General features: G+C 56.2%; 19 protein-coding genes and 1 pseudogene. 18 read left to right on the top strand and 2 right to left on the bottom strand.

The genetic code is table 11. From position 1 onward, the window contains the following. Window positions 1-3: 3 nt before the first annotated feature. The 12 genes from R70331_RS04955 to cysC all read left to right on the top strand — a co-directional run bounded on the left by R70331_RS04955 (window position 4) and on the right by cysC (window position 12,086). Window positions 4-1,101, top strand: a complete 1,098-nt coding sequence (locus tag R70331_RS04955) for a GerAB/ArcD/ProY family transporter (protein ID WP_042173389.1) — start codon at window positions 4-6, stop codon at window positions 1,099-1,101. A 142-nt stretch (window positions 1,102-1,243) separates the two neighbouring features. Beyond that, entirely contained in the window at window positions 1,244-2,203 is a 960-nt protein-coding gene (locus R70331_RS04950; protein WP_042173387.1) for a helix-turn-helix transcriptional regulator, read from the top strand. 136 nt (window positions 2,204-2,339) lie between these two features. Further along, a complete protein-coding gene (locus R70331_RS04945; RefSeq protein WP_042173385.1) occupies window positions 2,340-2,792 on the top strand; it encodes an SRPBCC domain-containing protein in 453 nt (150 codons plus the stop codon). Between the two features lie 666 nt (window positions 2,793-3,458). Then, window positions 3,459-3,713, top strand: a complete 255-nt coding sequence (locus R70331_RS04940) for a FeoA family protein (RefSeq protein WP_042173383.1) — start codon at window positions 3,459-3,461, stop codon at window positions 3,711-3,713. Then, entirely contained in the window at window positions 3,710-4,441 is a 732-nt protein-coding gene (locus R70331_RS04935) for a FeoB small GTPase domain-containing protein (protein ID WP_042173381.1), read from the top strand. The genes R70331_RS04940 and R70331_RS04935 overlap by 4 nt, the downstream gene beginning before the upstream one ends. After that, window positions 4,419-5,828, top strand: a complete 1,410-nt coding sequence (locus R70331_RS04930; protein ID WP_042173379.1) for a nucleoside recognition domain-containing protein — start codon at window positions 4,419-4,421, stop codon at window positions 5,826-5,828. The genes R70331_RS04935 and R70331_RS04930 overlap by 23 nt, the downstream gene beginning before the upstream one ends. 172 nt (window positions 5,829-6,000) lie before the next feature. Continuing rightward, window positions 6,001-6,846, top strand: coding sequence for an STM4015 family protein (locus R70331_RS04925; protein WP_042173377.1), 846 nt, complete (start codon window positions 6,001-6,003; stop codon window positions 6,844-6,846). Continuing rightward, the gene (locus tag R70331_RS04920; RefSeq protein ID WP_231576406.1) at window positions 6,843-8,159 is read left to right on the top strand and encodes an STM4014 family protein; all 1,317 of its coding nucleotides are present in this window, start codon (window positions 6,843-6,845) and stop codon (window positions 8,157-8,159) included. Before R70331_RS04925 ends, R70331_RS04920 begins: the two co-directional genes overlap by 4 nt. Window positions 8,160-8,179: 20 nt before the next feature. Beyond that, on the top strand, window positions 8,180-8,965 hold the full coding sequence (locus tag R70331_RS04915) for an STM4013/SEN3800 family hydrolase (RefSeq protein ID WP_042173373.1): 786 nt from the start codon (window positions 8,180-8,182) through the stop codon (window positions 8,963-8,965). 39 nt (window positions 8,966-9,004) lie between these two features. Then, window positions 9,005-10,516, top strand: a complete 1,512-nt coding sequence (locus R70331_RS04910) for an STM4012 family radical SAM protein (protein ID WP_081947467.1) — start codon at window positions 9,005-9,007, stop codon at window positions 10,514-10,516. Further along, window positions 10,513-11,385 (top strand): STM4011 family radical SAM protein, encoded by an 873-nt coding sequence (locus R70331_RS04905; RefSeq protein ID WP_042173370.1) that lies wholly within the window; start codon window positions 10,513-10,515, stop codon window positions 11,383-11,385. Before R70331_RS04910 ends, R70331_RS04905 begins: the two co-directional genes overlap by 4 nt. Then, a complete protein-coding gene (cysC, locus tag R70331_RS04900; RefSeq protein WP_081947466.1) occupies window positions 11,382-12,086 on the top strand; it encodes an adenylyl-sulfate kinase in 705 nt (234 codons plus the stop codon). Before R70331_RS04905 ends, cysC begins: the two co-directional genes overlap by 4 nt. A gap of 331 nt (window positions 12,087-12,417) precedes the next feature. Here the strand turns inward: cysC and R70331_RS04895 are convergent, their stop codons facing one another. Then, window positions 12,418-13,842 (bottom strand): aminotransferase-like domain-containing protein, encoded by a 1,425-nt coding sequence (locus R70331_RS04895; protein WP_042173368.1) that lies wholly within the window; start codon window positions 13,840-13,842, stop codon window positions 12,418-12,420. A 233-nt stretch (window positions 13,843-14,075) separates the two neighbouring features. On the opposite strand from R70331_RS04895, the gene R70331_RS04890 reads away from it, so the two are divergent. From R70331_RS04890 to glpX, 4 genes are all read left to right on the top strand, one after another. Then, window positions 14,076-15,026, top strand: a complete 951-nt coding sequence (locus R70331_RS04890; RefSeq protein ID WP_042173366.1) for a DMT family transporter — start codon at window positions 14,076-14,078, stop codon at window positions 15,024-15,026. Window positions 15,027-15,202: 176 nt separating this feature from the next. Beyond that, on the top strand, window positions 15,203-15,859 hold the full coding sequence (locus tag R70331_RS04885; protein ID WP_042173364.1) for a helix-turn-helix transcriptional regulator: 657 nt from the start codon (window positions 15,203-15,205) through the stop codon (window positions 15,857-15,859). An 18-nt stretch (window positions 15,860-15,877) separates the two neighbouring features. Then, complete coding sequence (locus R70331_RS04880) at window positions 15,878-16,678, top strand: pyruvate, water dikinase regulatory protein (RefSeq protein ID WP_042173361.1); 801 nt, start codon at window positions 15,878-15,880, stop codon at window positions 16,676-16,678. Window positions 16,679-16,744: 66 nt separating this feature from the next. Then, window positions 16,745-17,740, top strand: a complete 996-nt coding sequence (glpX, locus tag R70331_RS04875) for a class II fructose-bisphosphatase (protein ID WP_042173359.1) — start codon at window positions 16,745-16,747, stop codon at window positions 17,738-17,740. Window positions 17,741-18,283: 543 nt separating this feature from the next. Here the strand turns inward: glpX and R70331_RS31990 are convergent. Beyond that, window positions 18,284-18,778: pseudogene (locus tag R70331_RS31990) on the bottom strand (general stress protein); the annotation flags it as partial. Window positions 18,779-19,118: 340 nt separating this feature from the next. Between R70331_RS31990 and R70331_RS04865 the strand changes: the two are divergent. Both R70331_RS04865 and R70331_RS04860 read left to right on the top strand, forming a co-directional pair. Beyond that, the gene (locus R70331_RS04865) at window positions 19,119-19,430 is read left to right on the top strand and encodes a (2Fe-2S) ferredoxin domain-containing protein (RefSeq protein WP_052418917.1); all 312 of its coding nucleotides are present in this window, start codon (window positions 19,119-19,121) and stop codon (window positions 19,428-19,430) included. A 195-nt stretch (window positions 19,431-19,625) separates the two neighbouring features. Then, the gene (locus tag R70331_RS04860) at window positions 19,626-20,474 is read left to right on the top strand and encodes an AraC family transcriptional regulator (protein WP_042173356.1); all 849 of its coding nucleotides are present in this window, start codon (window positions 19,626-19,628) and stop codon (window positions 20,472-20,474) included.

Raw genomic sequence — 20,474 nt, 5'->3', positions numbered from 1 at the left:
ACTATGCCAAAAAAAGAGCAGGTGTCAGCCCTGCAAATCGCCTTTATGGTCATGCTGTTCGAAATCGGCAGCACGCCGCTGTTTCTGCTTGGCAGCAAGGCTAAGCAGGACTCGTGGCTGGCCATGTGCGCCGGTTCGCTGGCCGGCCTTGTTCTGCTGCTGCTTCTGCTGTGGATTCAGCACCGTTCAACCGGGCTTGACCTGATTGGTATGCTGCAGCGTTATTTCGGGCATACCGCCGGTTCAGGCATCGGCTGGATATACTGCCTGTATTTCGCTTATCAGTCCATGCGCAATGTCCGCGACTTGGGAGAGCTGACTTCCTTAACACTGCTGCAGACCACCCCGATGCCGGTCACGATGCTGATTTTTATCCTGATTGCGCTGTATGCTATATGGAAAGGGGCAGCAGTGCTGTTCCGCCTGCCGGAGGTGCTGCTGCCGCTGGTGCTGTTTTTCTATGGGGTGCTGGTGCTGCTGCTTGGCATCATGGGCAACATTGATTTCATCCGCCTGGCCCCGGTCTTTGAAGGCGGAATCAGGCCGATCCTAAATGCGGCGCTGCCGGACATCGTCTCTTTTCCCTTCGGGCAGATGCTTGTATTCCTGATGCTGTGGTCCTTATGGGAGAAGCCCGGGGTGCCGGTAAAAAACACACTTATAGCCTATATCACCATCAGCCTGTTCCTTATCTTTATGAATGCGCTCAATGCCGCGGTTCTCGGACCAACGGTTGCGGGAATCAGCCAGCTGCCTTTTCTGAAAACAGTCCGCACGTTATCGAATCTGCAATTTGTCGAACGGCTTGATATTCTGGTCACCATCCAGCTGTTCATCGGGCTGCTCATCAAGATGATGCTGTTCTATTTCTGTGCGGTAAAAGGGGTCAGCGGGCTGACCGGCAAATCCGTGAAGCGCTGGGTATTTCCTGTAGGCATAGTAATCTACGGCGCGTCCTTTCTGGAACGTGACTATACCCAGCATATCTCAGTCGGCCTCGGGCCCAGCCTGAAGCTAGATCCGCTGTTTCAGGTAGCGGTCCCGCTGCTGCTGGCTCTGCTGATTCTGCTGCGCAGCCGCAGCCGGAAGCCTTCCGCATAATGAGGGGCCGGTATGCCTGCATGCCTGCTGCTGCAGGCTTTGACACTCTGTGCGCCGCTGTGGAATAATAGGTCATCACGGATACAGCGGGACAGCCCGACTGTACCCGCATGAACGGATTCTATTACGGGAGGCCTGCCCGATGTCCAAAGCCGATTACATGCTGTCCATCCTGTGGATGCTGCAGCAGCACAAAAGAACCGCAGCCGAGCTGGCAGAGGCACTTGAACTCAGCGTACGCTCCGTATACCGCTATATTGATGCACTCTGCGCCAGCGGCGTGCCGGTCATTGCCGATGCCGGTCCGGGCGGCGGCTACCGGCTGCCGGAGCATTTCAGCGCCGCCCCCCTCTTCTTCGATGACGGTGAACGGCGCGCGCTGGTACAGGCCTCCGCCTTCGCCGAGGGCAGCGGCTACCCGTACATCGAAGCCCTGGGCAGCGCCATCGCCAAGCTCAAGCGCTACAGCAATGACGAGCAGCTGCTGCAGATGCAGCGCCATGAATCCGGGATGGAGATGCTGCATGCACCCCCGGCCCCTCTGTCTCATCTGCTGGAGGAGCTGGAGGCCTGTGCCGCCGCCGGGCTGACTGTGCAGCTGGAGTACCGCAAGAGCAGCGGGCATGCTGCTTCCAGCCGGAGCATTGATCCCTACGGCCTGGTGCTCTGGAAGGGGCGCTGGTACCTTGCCGGCTTCTGCCACCTGCGCCGGGAGATCCGCAGCTTCCGGGTGGACCGGATTGTACAGCTTGAACAGACGGGAGGCGTCTTTATCCGGCCGCCGGGCTTCTCCGCACGGCAGTTCCTGCTGGACAGCCTTCTGCCCGCTCAGGATCAGCAGGCTGTGCTTGTCCGGGTCGTAATTGCCTCCGGCGAAGAGGTGCTGAATGATCTGTGCAGCCACTGGCTGTTCGGGCATTCGCTGGAGCAGCGTATCCCGGGAGAGGCATCGTTTCTGCTGGATGAAACGATGCTGTACCGCTACGCGCCTTACTTCCTGCTGCCCTACGGCCGTTCGCTGACGGTCCGTGAGCCTGCCGCATTGAAGCAAAAGCTTGCAGCTGTTGCTGCCGATATTTCCGCTTATTATGCCGAGCCGTAAGAATGGAATCACTGACCGCAGCTGTCAGTGATTTTGTAGTATATTGTCCGTGTAAGTGTAAGTCAGGCAAGCAGCAAGTATACCGAGGAACATGCGGAAATCCGGGGCAACCGGAGCACAATGGAGGAGGATTCAAATGAAAGCATTGAAGTATGAATTCTATATCGGCGCAGCACCTGCCGCAGTCTGGGACTGTCTCGTATCGCCCGACAAGGTGGCACAGATCTATTATGGCAGCACCATCCGCTCCAGCTTCAAGGAAGGGGAGCAGCTTGAATATGTCGGGCCCGGTGCCGGCGGTGAGGAGACGGTGCATGTGTATGGTACTGTGCTTGAGTACAAGCCGCAGGAGGTACTGCGCTTTACGCATCACGCCGGTCCTTCCTATGTGCAGGAGGGTAAAGATTATGAATCTGTTATCTGCTGGCTGCTTGCACCCGCCGGCGGGTGCACAAAGCTGACGCTGATCCACGAAGGCTGGCATCCGGACGATCCCTCTTACGGGCCGAGCGACAGCGCGTGGTGGCAGATTCTCAGCAATACCAAAACGCTGGCGGAGACCGGCAGAACGCTGGATTTCGGCAGCTGACGGCAGGAAGGTTATCCGGCTTTGGGCTGCGGGCTAACCAGCCTGTGGCCGCGGTTATTAACGAAGCGCGCCCTTTTCAGAGCTAACCTACCTCTTCGCTGGCTGAGGCTCATCACAATCTAAGTGGAAATTCGCTACCTAAATCACCAAAACCAGCCCGATTGAATACTTTAGTTGGAAAATTGCTGCTTAAATCCGCCGAATCTGCTCAAAGTGCGGCATTTGGTGCGAATCAGATGGCATTTTTCCAGCTAAATACAATTGGCGCTGTTCCTAAGTACAATTAGCTGGCGAAATTCCAACTAATATCCGCTAATATTCTATCCAAGAACATATCCAATGCCCGAACGCCTGCGTAGCCCCTGACCTGCAAATCCCGCCCGGACATCTCACATTAAGCTAACCACTCCGCCACCAAGCCCGAAACCAGGAACCCGCCGCCCTCCACTCCCATCAACCCCGTCACTCCGCCACACTCCCATACTTTTCTGCTTTCCCTCTACATGCTCACAACCCTTCTTTCCCTAAGGAAACTTTTTTGTTGCAAGGACAAAGTTGTTTACATATACTAATATTGTGGCAAGGAACAATTATTTATCATCTGTGCATAATAGCCGCTTAATCTAGCGCTATACCAATATATTTAAAGGGAAAGAAGGAACTGCTATGGCTGGAGCCGCTATTCCATTGTCTGAAGCATCGAACGGCAGCACGCTGCGCATCAGCGGCATTGAAGTCCAGGGCGTGCTGCGCAGAAGGCTGCTTGATCTCGGTTTTGTGGTCGGCAATGCCGTGGAGGTGCTGCGGCGCAGCCCGCTTGGAGATCCTATCGCTTTTCGGGTAAGCAACACAACGATCGCCCTGCGGCGGGAAGAAAGCTCGCTGATCTACGGGGAACCCGTAGGAGGTGACGGGATATGAGCCGATACACGGTTGCTTTTGCCGGCAATCCCAACACTGGTAAGAGCACGCTTTTCAACCTCCTGACCGGCCTGCGCCAGCACACCGGTAACTGGGCGGGCAAAACGGTTACCACCGCAGAGGGGGAATTCACCCACAATCAGCATGTCTACCGTGCAGTCGATCTTCCGGGTACGTATTCGCTGTACTCTAATTCCGCCGATGAGGAAGCTGCCAGAGACTATATTATTTTTGAGCAGCCGGATGTGACACTGGTGGTACTGGATGCCACGTCGCTTGAGCGTAACCTCAACCTTGCCCTTCAGGTACTGGAAATAACGGGACGTGCGGTGGTGTGCATCAACCTGATTGATGAGGCCAAGAAGCTGGGCATTGATATTAATCTAAAAGCTATCGCCAAACAGCTCGGTGTTCCGGTTGTAGCGATTTCGGCACGCAACCAGATCGGAATCGGGGCGCTGCTGGATCAGCTTGAGCGGGTGGCAACCGGCGCCTTTACCGGCAAGCCGCTGAAGATTATTTACAGCGCTGAAATCGAGCAGGGCATTGCCGAGCTGCAGCCGCTGGTAGAGCAAACCGTAGGCTCACATTATCCGGCACGCTGGATTGCCCTGCGCCTGCTGGACGGTGACAGCAGCCTGCTGTCCTCGCTCAAAGCCCATCTGGAAACCGGCACAAGTCCTGTACCAAAGGAGGTAGCCCGTCATGGAGTCCCCGCATGTCATTAAAGGTCCGGACGCACTGGGCTCCCTGCTCTCAGCAGCCAGGAATCTGGCCGACAAGGGCGCAATCAGAGATGAGATTGTCACCGGCATCTACGGGGTATCGGCAGGCATCTGCCGGGAGGCTGTCTCTTATCAGGATAAAAAGAAGCTGGGCAGCACCTATAAGCTGGACCGGATCGTCACCTCCAAAGTATGGGGCTTCCCGATCATGCTGGCCGGACTCGGCCTTGTTTTCTGGATCACTATTGCCGGGGCCAATTATCCTTCCGGCTGGCTGGCATCCTTTTTCAGCTGGATTGAGGGTTATCTGACCGCCGGCTTTGAAGCCGTTAATGCGCCCTCCTGGCTGCACGGCGTACTGGTTCTCGGACTGTACCGCGGCACCTCCTGGGTAATCAGTGTCATGCTGCCGCCGATGATGATTTTCTTCCCGGTATTCGCGCTGCTGGAGAATTTTGGCTATCTGCCGCGGGTTGCTTTTAACATGGACCGGTTATTCAAAAAATCAGGCGGACACGGCAAGCAGGCCCTGACCATGTCAATGGGCTTCGGCTGCAACGCCGCCGCCATTCTCTCTACCCGGATTATCGAGTCGCCGCGCGAGCGGATGCTGGCCATTCTGACCAACAACTTCGTTCCGTGCAACGGGCGCTGGCCGACGCTGATTCTGCTCTCCTCACTATTCATGGTCGGTGCCTCGGCAACCGGTGCACTCCGCACCTTTTCCACTGCGCTTGTGCTGATGGGGATTGTACTGGTTGGCATCACTGTCACCTTGACTGTGTCCTGGGTTATGTCCAAAACAATGCTGCGCGGCGTCCCGACCCACTACACGCTTGAGCTGCCGCCCTACCGGCGCCCGCAGATCTGGAAGACGATTGTCCGCTCCTCCAAGGAAAAATCGCTGAACGTGCTGACCCGTGCCATTATCGTAGCCGCACCGGCCGGGATTCTCACCTGGATTCTGGGCAACGTAGTGGTAGGCGGAGACAGCGTACTTAACCATATGGCGGCGTTTTTTGATCCTTTTGCCCAATTGCTCGGCCTGGACGGCTTCATCATTATGGCCTTTATCCTTGGGCTGCCCGCCAACGAAATTGTGCTGCCGATCCTGCTTATGGGCTATATGTCCTCAGGAGCCATGGTTGACGTTCAGGGCATCGGCAGCATTAAGGAGCTTTTTCTGAGCCACGGCTGGACCTGGCTGACCGCGCTGAATATGATGCTGTTCTCACTGCTTCACTATCCATGCGGCACTACGCTGGTCAATATTTATAAAGAAACTAAAAGTCTGAAATGGGCGGTACTCTCCGCCGTTATTCCGCTTGGCATCGCCATTGCCGTCACCTTTGCTATTGCTCAGCTCGCCCGCCTGTTCGGCTGGGTCTGACCCTTGAATTATGCACCCGGCTTCTTCTATAACAGGAGGAGCCGGGTGTTTGTGCTTATGGTCTTACCGGTAAAATATATCCTCCGGCAAGATCGTTCTGAGGTCATTTGACTCCGCTCCCAGCAGATGTTAGGGTGACAATGAAGCCAATATTTTCCGGGAGGGATTGTTAATGACGGAAGTAAAGCTCGCTGTCGGATACGACGAATATGAAGACGGCCAGAGAATGAATACGGAAATTGAGCGCCTTAGCGCCAGCCCTGAAGCTGCGCAGCTGACCAGTCTTATTATCGGGGATTGGGGACAGGCCTACGAGAACAGCCCGGAAGAGGCTGTAGAGGCGCTTGTTAAGTACAGCGGAAGCTTTCCGTCCTTGCGCAAGCTTTTTATCGGGGAGATGAGCTATGAGGAATGTGAGATTTCGTGGATTAACCAGACGGATCTCTCCCCTCTGCTCCCGGCTTACCCTGAGCTTCAGTCGCTCACCATTCAAGGCGGAACAAACCTGGAACTGAGTAATCTGCAGCATGACAAGCTGGAGGAACTGATCATTATTACAGGCGGCCTCGGCAAAAAAGTGCTGTCACAGATTGCCGCCGGTTCTTTGCCGAATCTGCGGAAGCTGGAGCTGTATCTTGGCGTCGATAACTATGGCTTTGACGGCAGCCTGGAGGATATTCTGCCGCTGATCCAGCCTGGAAAGTTCCCCAAGCTGACCTATCTGGGCCTGAAAAACAGTGAGATTCAGGATGAGATTGCAGCAGCGGTGGCTGATGCAGAGGTTCTGGATCAGCTTCACACGCTTGATTTATCACTTGGAACGCTCAGTGACACGGGTGCCGAAGCGCTGCTGGCCAGCGAACGGATCAAAGGCCTGCAGGCCCTGAATCTGAGCTATCATTATATGTCCGATGAAATGGTGGACCGCTGGAGAAAAAGCGGCTTGCCTGTAGACGTCAGCGACCAGCAAAAGAGCGATGACGATGAAGACTGGCGTTATCCTTCCATCACCGAATGATGCACGGTACGCTGCCGCTGATTCTGCTGTGCAGCCCCGGCGACAAGCGTACGGCCGGCATCCAGCAGGCGCGGAGCAGGCTCGGGCTGCCGCCGGCCCTGATCGTCCCTTACCGGGAGCTGCTGGAGGGCGCCCCGCTCAGTGAGCTGCTGGAGCGGCAGTTGCCGGGTGCTGTGCCTTCCGGCGTGCCGGAGCAGCCGATGACGGGGACCCAGACGGCAGGACTTACGCCGGAGCGGCCGGAGCGGCAGAGGACAGAGGGCCGGACGCTGCTCCGGCTGGAATCACCCGGCGGCAGCTTCGCGCTTGAGCAGGCGCTCATCGCCCTCGGCGCGCCGGATGCCGGGGAGCAGGATGACTCGCTGCATCCCTTCGGACAGCAGCATGATCCCTATCCGCTCAGCGTCCAGGCTGCCGGCCGGCTGAAGGAGCTGCCCGGCGTGCTGCATCATCCGTCCCAGTGGTTCCGCGGCTACTGCCGGCTGCTGGCCCGGGTTCAGCGCGAAGCAGCCAGGATTCTACCGGCTGCCCGCTGGCAGAATCATCCCGGCGATATTGCCGCGATGACCGACAAGCGCCGGACGCAGCAGCTGCTTGCCGCTGCCGGCGTCCCGGTGCCGCGGCCGCTGGGCGGCGCACAGCCCCCGGCGGACTATGAATCCCTCCGGGGGCTGATGCTGTCAGAGCGGATGCACCGGGTTTTTATCAAGCTGGCCTGCGGCTCTGCCGCCTCCGGCGTCATCGCTTATCAGATCAATCCTGCCACGGGGGCTGAGCTGGCCGTAACTACCATCGGGGTCGAGCAGTACATCACCCGGCCTCCCGTGTACTATAACTCCGGGAAGCTGCGGCGCTACACCGGCTCCTCCGTCTTATCCGGAATCATCAACTGGCTCTACAGCCACGGCGCTTATACTGAGCAGTGGATTCCCAAGGCCGGATCAGCGGGGGTCTCGTTTGATATCCGCCAGCTTGTCGTCCTGGGAGAGGCCGGCCACTCTGTCGCCCGGGTCAGCACAACACCGATAACCAACCTGCATTTGCGCAGCAAGCGGATGACACCTGCTGAAGCCGGACTGACGGACGAGGAGCAGCATCAGGTACGGCGTACAGCCGTGCAGGCACTCGCTGCTTTTCCCGGGTCGGCAATCGCCGGGATTGATGTTCTCGTATCCTCAGGAAGCAGCCGCCGGACCTACGTTGCTGACGTAAATCCTTTTGGCGACCTGCTATACGATGTTGAATATGAAGGCTGCAGCACTTATGAATGGGAAATGAAAAAACTAATGGAACACCGGATTATATCCTCTTAGAAAGGGTGCTATTAACGGTTATGAGGGATATGAATGACATTGTCGGCACCCACGACATTCTGATGATTACACTTGATACCCTGCGCTACGACGCTGCCGTTCTAGAGGAGGCTAACTGTCCCAATCTGTGCGGCACCGGCTCCTGGGAGAAAAGACACACCCCCGGCAGCTTTACCTATGCAGCGCATCACGCCTTCTTCGGCGGCTTTCTGCCGACCCCTGCTAATACAGATAAGGCTTCACATGTGCGGCTGTTCCATTCCAGAAATACCGGCCTGAAAACCCATCCCCACACCTGGCTGTTCGACACTCCGGATCTCGTATCCGGGCTTGCTGCCGAGGGGTATCATACGGTATGCATCGGGGGTGTTATTTTTTTCACCAAAAAAGTGCCCTTAGCCCGCATCCTGCCTGCTTATTTCCAGCACAGCTACTGGCGGATGACCTTCGGAGTAACGAACCCGCGGTCCACTGAGCATCAGGTGAACCACGCCCTTAAGGTGCTGGATAATACACCGCCGGATGAGCGGCTGTTCCTGTTCCTGAACGTGTCGGCCATACACGGGCCCAACCATATGTTTCTGCCGGGTGCCCGCAAGGATTCCGTGGACAGCCAGCGTGCCGCGCTGCGTTATGCCGACAGGGAGCTGGGCCGCCTGTTCGACCGTTTCCGGGAACGCGGCAACCCTGTTTTTTGCATGGCCTTCTCGGATCATGGCACAGCCTACGGCGAAGACGGCTACGAAGGGCACCGCCTCGCGCATGAAACAGTCTGGAATGTACCTTACCGGGAGTTCATCCTGTAGAACGGATTACCTATTAAGTCCCGATGAAAGGAGAAACGTATGACGTCAACCGGCAACTTTTTGCAGCAAGTCACTGACTATGGCGGAAGACCGTCTCTCTCTTCGGAGGAAGTCAGACAGTGGAAAGATCAGATTACTGCACAGCCTTACCGTAATTATCTCTATTCTTATCCCCACAAAACGGCTTACCGTGAATTCCAGCCGCCTGTTTCTTTAGAACAGCTGTGGCTGAATGAGCCCGCAGAGACTTTTTTTCTGTATATGCATATTCCGTTCTGCGGCGCACGCTGCGGCTTCTGCAACCTGTTCACGCTGCCGGACAAGCGTGCAGATGTTCACGCCCGCTATGTTGATGCGCTGGAGAGGCAGGCGCGGCAGTGGTCGGCTTTTACCGGCCATAAGCCCTTCGCCCGCTTTGCTGTCGGCGGCGGCACACCGACTCTGCTGGCTGCGCCGCAGCTGAGCCGGCTGTTCCGGATTGCCCGGGAAATCATGGGGCTGGATACCTCCCGCGCCTCCATCTCGGTGGAAACCTCGCCGGAGACGATCACAGAAGAAAAGCTGTCCATCCTGAAGGAGAACACCGTTGACCGGGTCAGCATGGGTATCCAGAGCTTCGTGGCAGCCGAATCGGCAGCTATTTACCGTCCGCAAAATCCTGAGGTTGTATACCAGGCGCTGGAGCTGCTGGGCCAGTATAAGTTCCCCGTCCTGAATCTTGATCTGATCTACGGGCTGCCCGGCCAGACGGTAGAGTCCTGGCTCTATTCGCTGAGTCAGGCACTGCTGCATGAACCGCAGGAGATCTTTATCTATCCGCTCTATACACGTGAGCATACGATCGTGAAGCCGGGAGATCTGCTGCGCCAGCAGGACCTGCGGCATGATTGCTATACTGCCGCCTGCAGGCTTCTTGCTGAGCATGGCTACCGCCAGTACTCCATGCGCCGGTTCGCCAAGGAAGAGGCCGGCACGGACAAATTAATTCTGGACTACAGCTGCCAGGAGGAGGGCATGGTGGGCCTTGGCTGCGGAGCCCGCTCCTATACCCGGGAGGTGCATTATGCCTCCCGCTACGGGGTCAGCCGCAAGGCAACGGAGAGCATCATTGCCGATTATGTGGCTGCTGAGCGTTATGACACCGCAGATTATGGTATCACACTGAGCCTTGCCGAGCAGAAACGGCGGTTCATCCTCAAGGCTTTGCTGCACAGCGAGGGGCTGCGGCTGGCTGATTACAGCGGACGCTTCTCAGCTTCGCTGTGGGACGACCACCCTGAGCTAATCCTGCTGCTTGAAAGCGGGCTGGGTAAGCTACAGATTGAGGGCCGGGATGTGGAGCATGATGAGGAACAGGCTCAGGAACAAAAGATAAATCCGGATGAGGATCATGCGGCTGCTCAGGTTGAGAAGCACAGGGAAGATCAACACGGGGGCCGGGAAGGTATTCTGCGGCTAACCTCTGAGGGGCTGGGTTACTCCGACTCGATCGGTGACTGGTTCATCTCCAGTGACATCAGGGACCGCATGAAAGGGTTCATCCTGCCATGAACGCCGTTCTCTACTACCGGGGTTCCCTCACCTCGTGCAACTATGACTGCCCCTACTGCCCGTTCGGCAAAACCCGAGACAGCGCAGCAACGCTCGCCAAGGACCGCGAGGGTGTTGAAGCCTTCGTCCGGTGGGCTTCGGAACAGGGTAAGGCCGGTCACCGGCTGTCTGTGTTCTTCAACCCATACGGTGAGGGGCTGATTCACCGCTGGTATAAAGAGGCCCTGATTACCCTCTCGCATATGCCCCATGTCGACAAGGTGGCGATACAGACCAACCTGTCGGCAAGCCTTGCTTTTCTGCCGGAGCTGAACCCTTCTACTGCTGCCTTCTGGGCTACCTATCACCCGGGGCAGGTGCGGGAGGAACAATTCCTGGCCCAATGTCTGGCTGTGCACCGGCAGGGCATTCCTTTAAGTGTGGGCAGTGTGGGTATCCGCAGCGCTTTTCCGGCGATTGCCTCACTGCGGGCTGCCCTGCCGCAGGACATCTACCTGTGGGTGAACGCCTACAAGGACAAACCGGACTATTATACACCGGAGGATCTCGCTTTTCTCGGCAGTATTGATCCGCATTTTTCGATCAATGCCGCCGACTATGACAGCCTGGGCAAAAGCTGCAACGCCGGCAAAAATGTATTCTATGTTCAGGGAGCCGGCACCGTAAAGCGCTGCTATAAGGACCGGGGAGTCATCGGCAACCTCTACCGCGACGGCCTCGAAGGCCTCTCTGCTGAACGGAGCTGCCGCATGAAGGTCTGCGACTGCTACATCGGGTACATTCATATGCCCGGATTAAGGCTGGAGCAGCTCTACGGTTCAGGCCTGCTGGAACGAATTCCTTATAGAATACCGGAGGTGACGGGATGAGGATTAATGGGGATAACGGCGGATTCGCTCCAGCTGGAGCCGGGGCTCACGTTAGAGCGGCAGACCCGGTGAATGCTCCGGCTATTGAGTCTCCCCTTGATGCTGGAAGCCGCAAGGATGACCGGGCCGGGACGGTAAGCAGCGATGGAGGTGCTCTTGGAACGGCAGGTCAAGGCATGACGATCTGGCTGACCGGCTTGTCCGGCGCCGGCAAATCGACCGTTGCCTCTATGCTGACGGACAGGCTGACCAGACTGGGCATTGCCGCTGAATGGCTCGATGGAGACGAGCTGAGGCGCGCCCTTGGCAAGGGCCTCGGCTTCAGCCGGGAAGACCGGTTCGAGAATATCCGCCGGGCGGTATACCTTGCCGGTATGCTGTCCCGTCACGGCGTGATCTCCGTGGTCTCACTCATCAGTCCTTATGCGGAGATGCGTGATTACGCCCGCCGGTCCCTGCCCGGTTTTGCCGAGATTTATGTGGACTGCCCTTTGGATGTATGTGAAACCCGGGATGTCAAAGGATGGTATGCCAAAGCCCGCCGGGGCGAAATTCCCGCTTTCACCGGCGTCTCCGATCCTTACGAGGCACCGCCCAGCCCCGAGCTGACGCTCTACACTGCCGGGCAGACACCGGAGGAAAGTGTAAATACACTATTAGCCTGGCTGACAGAATACACTTCACTGCAGCAGAACAAATAAACAAACAGCGCCATGTCTGCCTATCGGACATGGCGCTGTTTGTTTATGGCTGGTTATTTTGGATGGAGTACTGCTGCTGCGAGAATATGGTTTAGGCAGGCGGAGGCTGCTACTGCACGGAACAGATCATTCGTCCTGCGGACTAGCGGCAGGAAACGGCCAATTCAGAGGCATTTTTGCCCCTCATTTCGCCCCGCAGCCCGCTTTCAAGCCCCGTTCCCGGCACTAAGTGTACCTCCGTCTCTGCCCCTTGCTTCTCCCGCTGCCCGGCGTCCGGTCTGTACGGACCCTTCAACGGAACCTCACCCGCTTGAACGCCCCGCCCCGCATCTCACAGCTCCCGCGCCAGCTGCATCAGCTTGCGCATGCCCTCACGCAGCACATTCTCGCTGGCGAAGGAATAGCTGAGCCGCAGCCAGGAGGTCATCTCCCCGAGCGGGTCACACAGCTCACCCGGCACAAAGGAGATGGAATGCTCCATACTGCGCTCAAACAGCGCAGCGGCGGAGACAGACTCCGGCAGCTTAATCCACAGGTTCAGCCCGCCCTCAGGCGCCGACCACTCCCAGCCGCTGCCAGCCAGCTCCTCCTCCATAATCTCTTTATGTACCTGCAGCGCTATCCGCAGCTTGCCCAGATGCTGCTGCAGGCGCGGCGAGGTGTAGTAATGCAGGAAGATTTTCTGGTTCAGCAGCGGTGAGCCGTTATCAGCCATGGACTTTGCGGTAATCAGCCGCTCCATGAACGGATGGCGGCAGGCTACCGCGCAGATCCGCAGCCCCGGTGCCACGTATTTACTGAAGCTGCTGATGTAAATGACCCAGCCTTCGGTATCGTAGGAGAAGAACGGCGCCGGCGGCGCCTCGCCGAAATAGATGTCGCGGAAGGGATCATCCTCAACCAGCAGGCAGCGGTAACGCTCTGCCAGCTCGACCAGCAGCTTACGCTGGCGTGCCGGCACGGTATAGCCGGTTGGGTTATGATGGGTCGGGTTGATGTAGAACATCCGCGGCCGGTAGGTGCGCATCAGCTCCTCGACTGCCTCCAGATCGTACCCCTCCGGTGTAATCGTCACCGGGAGCAGCCGGGCACCCGCCCGGCGGAAAATATCAAGCGCGACACTATAAGTCGGCCGCTCTACCATCACATGATCCATCGGTCCGAGCACAAGACCCGCAATCAGATTGATCGCCTGCTGGGCGCCTGAGGTAATCAGCAGCTCAGCAGGCGACAGCTGCAGCTTAAAGTGCTTCTGATAATGCAGGCTAAGCACCCCGCGCAGCTCTTGGTCGCCCTGGACGGAGGAATAGGTCCCCATAACCTTCGGATAGAGATCGAATACTTTTTTCACATAATCAGACAGAAACAGGTTGGGCAGCAGACCCGGATCAATCAGTGCCTGTGAGAACTGATACTGAACCGGCATCCGCTGAATGTCAGACATCGGATTAGTCAGGGAATACACCGGTACAGCAGCGGCATCAGCATCCTGATCGGCACGCTCCTCACGCAGCATGCCGGCAGGCGAGACGTAATAGCCGGATTTATCTTTTACATAGACTCTGCCGCTGCTGGCCAGCTCCCGGTATGCCTTGAAGACCGTCAGCCGGTGCACCTGCAGCTCCTCAGCCAGCACCCGGATCGACGGCAGCTTGTCATGCACCTTCCACTCCTCACGCACTATCCGGTTCACCATATAATCGTAGACCTGACGGAAGAGCGGATGGCTCTGTTCCACTTTCGCAGGTTGTTTCATAGCTCTGCACCTCTCTCCACAATTTCCGCAGTCCTAACGCACGCACCTTCTATTATGAAGACACCGCCGCTGTTCCGGCGCACTGTTCATTTCCGTACTTTATTTCCCTTATTGTACAGCATCTAACCCTCTATCTGTTCTATCCATTATGAACTGTTCTGTGTCCTGCCAGTTATGATTATCCAAAACGCTTTAACGGACTGCCATATCACATTCACAAAGGGGAAATATTTATGATTATGCTCGCTTATTCACTCGTCTGTCTGATCTTCGGCACTACCTTTCTTGCTATCAAAATCGGTGTAGACGCCGGAGCGCCGCCCTTTTTCTCAGCTGGCATACGTTTCTTTCTGGCCGGTGCCGTCCTGTTTCTATGGATGGTCCTCAAAGGCAAAGCCAGCTTCTCCCTGCTGCTGCGCAAAGAAATGCTGATTACCGGGGCTGCCCTGACCTTCGGCACCTTCTCTGCACTATACTGGGCTGAGCAATACGTATCCTCCGGACTTGCCGCTGTTCTGTCTGCTACAGGGCCGATGATGATCCTGCTGATGCAGACTGCCGTTCTCCGCCAAAAAGCGCCCTCCTACTCCATGCTCGGCTGCATCATCGGCTTCACCGGCGTACTGCTGCTTGTGCTGCCGAGCCTGGTTGTAGACGTATCCCCGCTCTGGATCACAGGCTGTGTTGTCGTATTAATCGGCGAATGCTGCTACGCTGCCGGAGCGATTTATTCCAAAAAGGTAATCAACACCTTCTCCAGCGTCTCGCCGGTCGCCCTGAATGCCGCACAGATGATATACGGGGGATTGCTCCTGTTCCTTCTGTCTTTGGCAACCGAGCAGCCTCAGCCTGAAATTCTATTCTCTTTCCGGACTGCCGGATCGCTGCTCTATCTGACCGTAATCGGCTCCATGGTTGGACATACTCTGTTCTACTGGCTTGTTGCCAAGACTAACCCGGTGTTTCCATCAACCTGGCTCTATATCTCCCCGCCCATTGCCGTCGGAGTAGGTTATTTGTTCTATAACGAGGCAGTGACCTGGCTTACCCTACTCGGTGTGTTCACAATCATCGCCGGAACAGTGCTTGTTAATGCCGGTGCCCTGAAGCAGCTGCTGTTCAAAAAGAAGCTGACGCCTGCTGTTCTCCCCAAGCCTCAGCTGGATGCCGCTGCACAGGAATAAAGCTATTTTCACCTACTAAAATTATTTATGACGTCCTATATGTTGCATTAATGATCATTATTGCGTATTATATAACCAAGTTAAGGGATATTATTGCCATTAAGACGTCTGAATAAGAGGGGGAATCGGCCAACGGTACTCCTTTTCCACAGGAGAGACCTCATAATATCCGGAAAATGGAGGGACCCGCAATCGAACTGACATCCCGTCAACTGCAAATTATTGAAATTGTGAAGAAACGTGCCCCGATCTCCGGCGAGCAGATCGCAGAAGCCTTGAACCTCAGCCGGCCGACGATCCGTAACGATCTGTCCATTCTGGTCATGCTGGATTATATTGACGCGAAGCCGAAGGTCGGCTATTTTCCCGGCCAGCGGTCAGTAGCCCATTTGGGCGGCAGCTATCTGCTCAAGGACCGGAAGGTGAAGGATATCCAGAGTATTCCGGTAGTCATCCGTGAAACAACAACCATTCAGGATGCCGTCGTCACCCTGTTCCTGCAGGATGTCGGCACTCTGATTATCTGCGACGGGGACGGCAAGCTGGCCGGAGTCGCCTCCCGCAAGGATTTTCTCAAGGTAACACTCGGTAATCCCGGTGCAGTGTCCATGCCGGTAAGCATGGTCATGACCCGGGTGCCCAAGGTAGTGACGGTATCGCCGGATGAGCCGGTGCTGGATGCCGCACACAAAATGATTTTTCACGAGGTTGACAGCTTGCCGGTGGTCGTGCCCGGCGGCGCGGAAGAAACCGTCCAGGGACCCGAAGTCGTTGGACGGTTAACCAAAACTTCCATCGTTAAGCTTCTCCTCGATCTCGAAGCCAAAGGATAACGGGAGGATAAGAAACGCATGGAGCAATCTTCGCACTACATCACGATATGCTCAGATTCAATAGGCGATACGGCAGAGGCAGTAGTGCAGGCCGTTATCCACCAGTTCCAGAATCAGCGTGTCACAATCAGGAGATACGGCAATGTAAGGCATGAGGATGAACTCCGCAAGCTGATGGAGGAAACAGCTCAGCTGCAGGGCTTCGTCGCTTATACACTGGTACAGCCGGAGCTGCGGGAGGTGATCCGCGAGGAAGCGGTACGCCTGGACCTAAGGATTGTAGATATTATGGGACCGATGATGCAGGCGTTCATCGACACCTTTGACGATGCACCGCAGGCCCGTCCCGGGCTGCTGCATCAGCTGGACGAGAATTACTTCCGGCGGATTGAGGCCATCGAGTTCACCGTTGCCTGTGATGACGGGCGCGACCTTGGTGCCATGCTGAAGGCAGATATCGTGCTGCTGGGTATGTCCCGGACGTCCAAGACCCCGCTTAGCATCTTCCTTGCCCACCGGGGCAAGAAGGTCGTCAATTATCCGGTTGTACCGGAGATTGCTCCGCCCCAGCAGCTTCTGAGCCTGCCGCCAAGCCGGATTATCGGCCTGACGATGAAGCCGGAGTACATGCTGAAGATCCGCTCCGAACGGCTGAAGATGCTCGGGCTGCCTGCCGGCTCACAATACGCAAGCCTGGAGCGGATTCATGAGGAAATGGAATACGCGGCAGTGCTGTTCAAGAAGCTCGGCTGCCCGGTCATTGACATTACCGACAAAGCCATTGAAGAAACGGCCGGCATCATTATGGGCCATCTGTAGCCTGCCAGCTGCCGGACAGGAAATGCTGTACACCAAACCTATAGACTATTAATGGAGGGAAAACATATGGAACGCGAGTTGGCACTGGAGATTGTACGGGTAACGGAGCTGGGTGCTTTATCCTCAGCACGCTGGATTGGCCGGGGCGACAAGAATGCGGCGGATGATGCCGCCACAACAGCCATACGTTCCATGTTTGATTCTGTCTCCATTGACGGAACCGTTGTAATCGGCGAAGGCGAAATGGACGAAGCGCCGATGCTCTATATCGGAGAGCGCGTTGGCACGAGGAACGGTCCTGCAGTTGATGTGGCCGTTGACCCGCTTGAAGGTACAGAGGTCGTTGCCTGCGGGCTGCATAACGCCCAGTCGGTCATCGCGATTGCCGACCGCGGCAGCCTGCTGCATGCGCCCGACATTTACATGGAGAAGCTGGCCTGCGGCCCAGAGCTGGCCGGCAAGCTCAGCCTGGACGATTCTGCGGAGGTTACACTGCGCAAGGCAAGCATGATCACCGGCAAAGCTTTGTCTGAGCTGACGGTGATGGTGCTCGACCGCAAACGCCATGAAGAGCTGATCGGTACCCTGCGCGAGCTGGGTGTACGGATCAAGCTGCTCGGCCACGGCGATGTGGCCGGAGCGATCGCAGCGGCGCTGCCGGACAGCGATGTTGATCTGTACATGGGCTCCGGCGGTGCTCCGGAAGGCGTACTGGCTGCCGCTGCCCTGAAATGCCTTGGCGGCGAGCTACAGGGCCGGCTTATGCCGGAAGGGCCGCTCGAGCTTCAGCGCTGCCTGATGATGGGTCTGGATAATCCGGCCCGCGTGCTGTCGATGGAGGATATGGTCGGCACCGGTGATGTAATCTTCGCCGCTACCGGGGTTACCTCCGGGGAATTCCTTAACGGTGTGCGCTTCATCGGCAAGGAACGTGCGGAGACACATTCGGTTATTATGCGGGCGCAGAGCCGGACCATCCGCTATATCCGCAGCATTCATTTCCTGCCCGGCAAGGACATTCCGCAGGGTGTCTCAGACCGCCAGAACGTCGCTTTTATGTAGCTGGCTGACCCCAGGCTCTGATGCTTGGCGCAGCATCCCCGGCAAGTGACAGCAGCATATGTACAGCAAAAAAAGGGTTTGCCCGGGGTCCTGTCCTGCAGGAACCGGGCAAACCCTTTGATTAGCTGTAGCCTGCTGTCATTCATGCCTGCTTGCTTAACGTCTGCGGCTGTGATCTCTCAGCAGCTCATCGCCGGCATTGACCTTCACATCCCCTGTCTTCTTGGCACGGGCTTCCTCACGCAGGCGGAGCCTGCGGGCCTCTTCATCCTCATCTTCAAAAGCAAGCGGGCTTCTGTTATCCACATCCTTGCCCATGCCGTCAGGCGTTCCGGAGTATAGATCAGCCTTCATTCCCGGCTGGTTAATATCCTCATGCGCCCGGTTATCCGGCAGATCATGCACCGGAGCGGAATTCATGGTGTCAAGTCCCGTATCATTCCGGCCTTCCAGTCCTGAGCCGTTGAAGGCGGCATCCACCACATCCGAGACTGAATTGTCAGCTACATCTCTGCGGGAAGCAGATAGACCGGAATCTTCAATATACCTTTCGGCATTAGCCGAACTATGGTTACGGAATACGGAATATACATCACCGGCACGATTATTATCCGCATCCACCATGACCAGAATCCGTCCTTCGTCTACAGCATTTTCGTAGCTTTCCGCCTCATCCTCCGGAATTCCAAGGCCGATCAGGCCGCCGACCAATCCGCCGGTTCCGGCTCCAATCGCTGCCCCTGTTAGGGTTGCGGCAATCGGACCGGCAGCAATAATCGGTCCGATTCCCGGTATAGCCAGGGCACCGATACCTGCCAGAAGCCCGGTTACTCCGCCGAGCAATCCGCCCGTTGCCGCTCCTGAAGCCATACCCTCCGGTGCTTTGGTGCCTGTCTCTTCATTGATCGCTTCGACATCACGTTTATTTCTGGCAATCACGGAGATGTCCTCTGTCAGAAATCCGTGGCTTTTCAGATCTTCAATAGCCTGTGAAGCCTCATATTCGGTATGGAACACACCTACAATTTTCCTATTCATAACGATTCCCTCCTGATAGCTTTTTTTGAATTTCATTGTCACTCTTTCACATTTCTTAATTAACCACTCCCCTTTCTGCTAAACTGAAAATCTCTTCATTTCCGGCGATTCCTCAAATTAATTTTCGAAACAGATCCGGCACCGGTACTTCTGTCCACCGACACATTTTCATCATATCTAGCCGGTACAGGTTAGCTAAGATTACATGTAAATCACGGGATTTAAACATATGTTAAGCCTTTACGAACAATGATCCGAACCTCGTTACAGCACCGGCAAAAGGGACTATACTCCTCGTAAGATATGTCAGCCATTTTCACGTGACCAAGGAGGTATACCCATGAATATGCGTTTAAAGGTGTTAAAAAAGCATCTGCTGTTCTGCTGCAGCGAGCACTGCAACAACCAGGAGGTTGAGGATGTCATGCAGGCGTTCAAGGAGCAGCTGGTTGAGCAGGGCATCAACAAAATGGTCAAAATCAACAAAACCAGCTGCCTCGGGCTGTGCGGCAACGGACCCTTTGTCATCGTCTACCCCGACGGCATCTGGTATTATAACGTGACCACTGAGGATGTACCGCGCATTGTGGAGGAGCATCTGGTAGGCGGCGAACCGGTGGATGAGCTGGTTATGCTGAAAATGGAAGCCTGATTCTGTAACCTCTGCACGTTGCAGCTTTACCGGCGCCTCTGTGCCATCTAACCGCTGTATTTAAAAGCCCCACCGTCTCCGATTCCGGCAGACTGCGGGGCTTTTTGCGTATTCCTACTGCGGGTTCAAACTATTGTATAATGAAAGGGATATACTCTGATTCAAGACTATTCTACACAGGAAAGAGGCTGAACTATGGCCGTATTTAAATACAATCCGCAGCGTCCGTTCCGCAGCAGTCCTGACCTGCATCTGCATTACTGGGGCTTTGAGCACTGTGCTCCCGGCCATTCCGTCGGTCCAGGCGTCCGCGACCTTTACAAAATACACTTTATTCACGCAGGCACCGGTACGGTCGCTGTGGGGGAAGCCGAGCACAGGCTGCAGGCCGGCCAGGCTTTTCTGATCTATCCGCATATGGTCACCCGTTATGCAGCCGACAGTACCGAGCCGTGGACCTATTCCTGGATAGCCTTCACCGGAGAAGAAATGGAATCCTTATTGTCCCAGACCTCACTCACACCGGAGCAGCCGGTTTTTCCGATGGACCAGCAGCTGATGCCCGTGCTCTACGACAGGCTGACAGCAGCAGCCGAAACAGCTAACGGTCTGGACCTGCCGCTAAAGGCAATCATGTATGAGTTCTTTGCAGTCCTGCTGCGTACAGCTCCGGCGGCAACGGACAGCGTAAGGCTTCCGCGCGCAAAAAGCTTTTACGTTGAGGAATGCCTCCACTTCCTGCATGCCCATTACTGTGAAAATATCACGGTTGAGATGATGTCCGCCTCCCTGAAGCTGGACCGCAAATATTTGTCCGCCCTGTTCAAACGCACGGTCGGCCTGCCGCCGCAGCAGTATCTGCTGAATTTCCGTATCGCCAAAGCCTGTGAGCTGCTCGCCGAAACCGGCTGCACCGTCGGTGAAATCGCCCGTTCTGTCGGCTACCAGGACCCGCTGCTCTTTTCGCGGATGTTCAAAAAGGTCAAGGGCTGTTCACCCAAGGACTACCGCAGCCGCCATGCGAATAATGACATTAATCTATAA

The organism is Paenibacillus sp. FSL R7-0331 (genome assembly GCF_000758645.1).
GTDB classification, from domain to species: Bacteria; Bacillota; Bacilli; order Paenibacillales; family Paenibacillaceae; genus Paenibacillus_AQ; species Paenibacillus_AQ camerounensis.
Note: the sequence above shows the minus strand (reverse complement) of the source record. Positions and strands in the feature narration are given on the sequence as shown.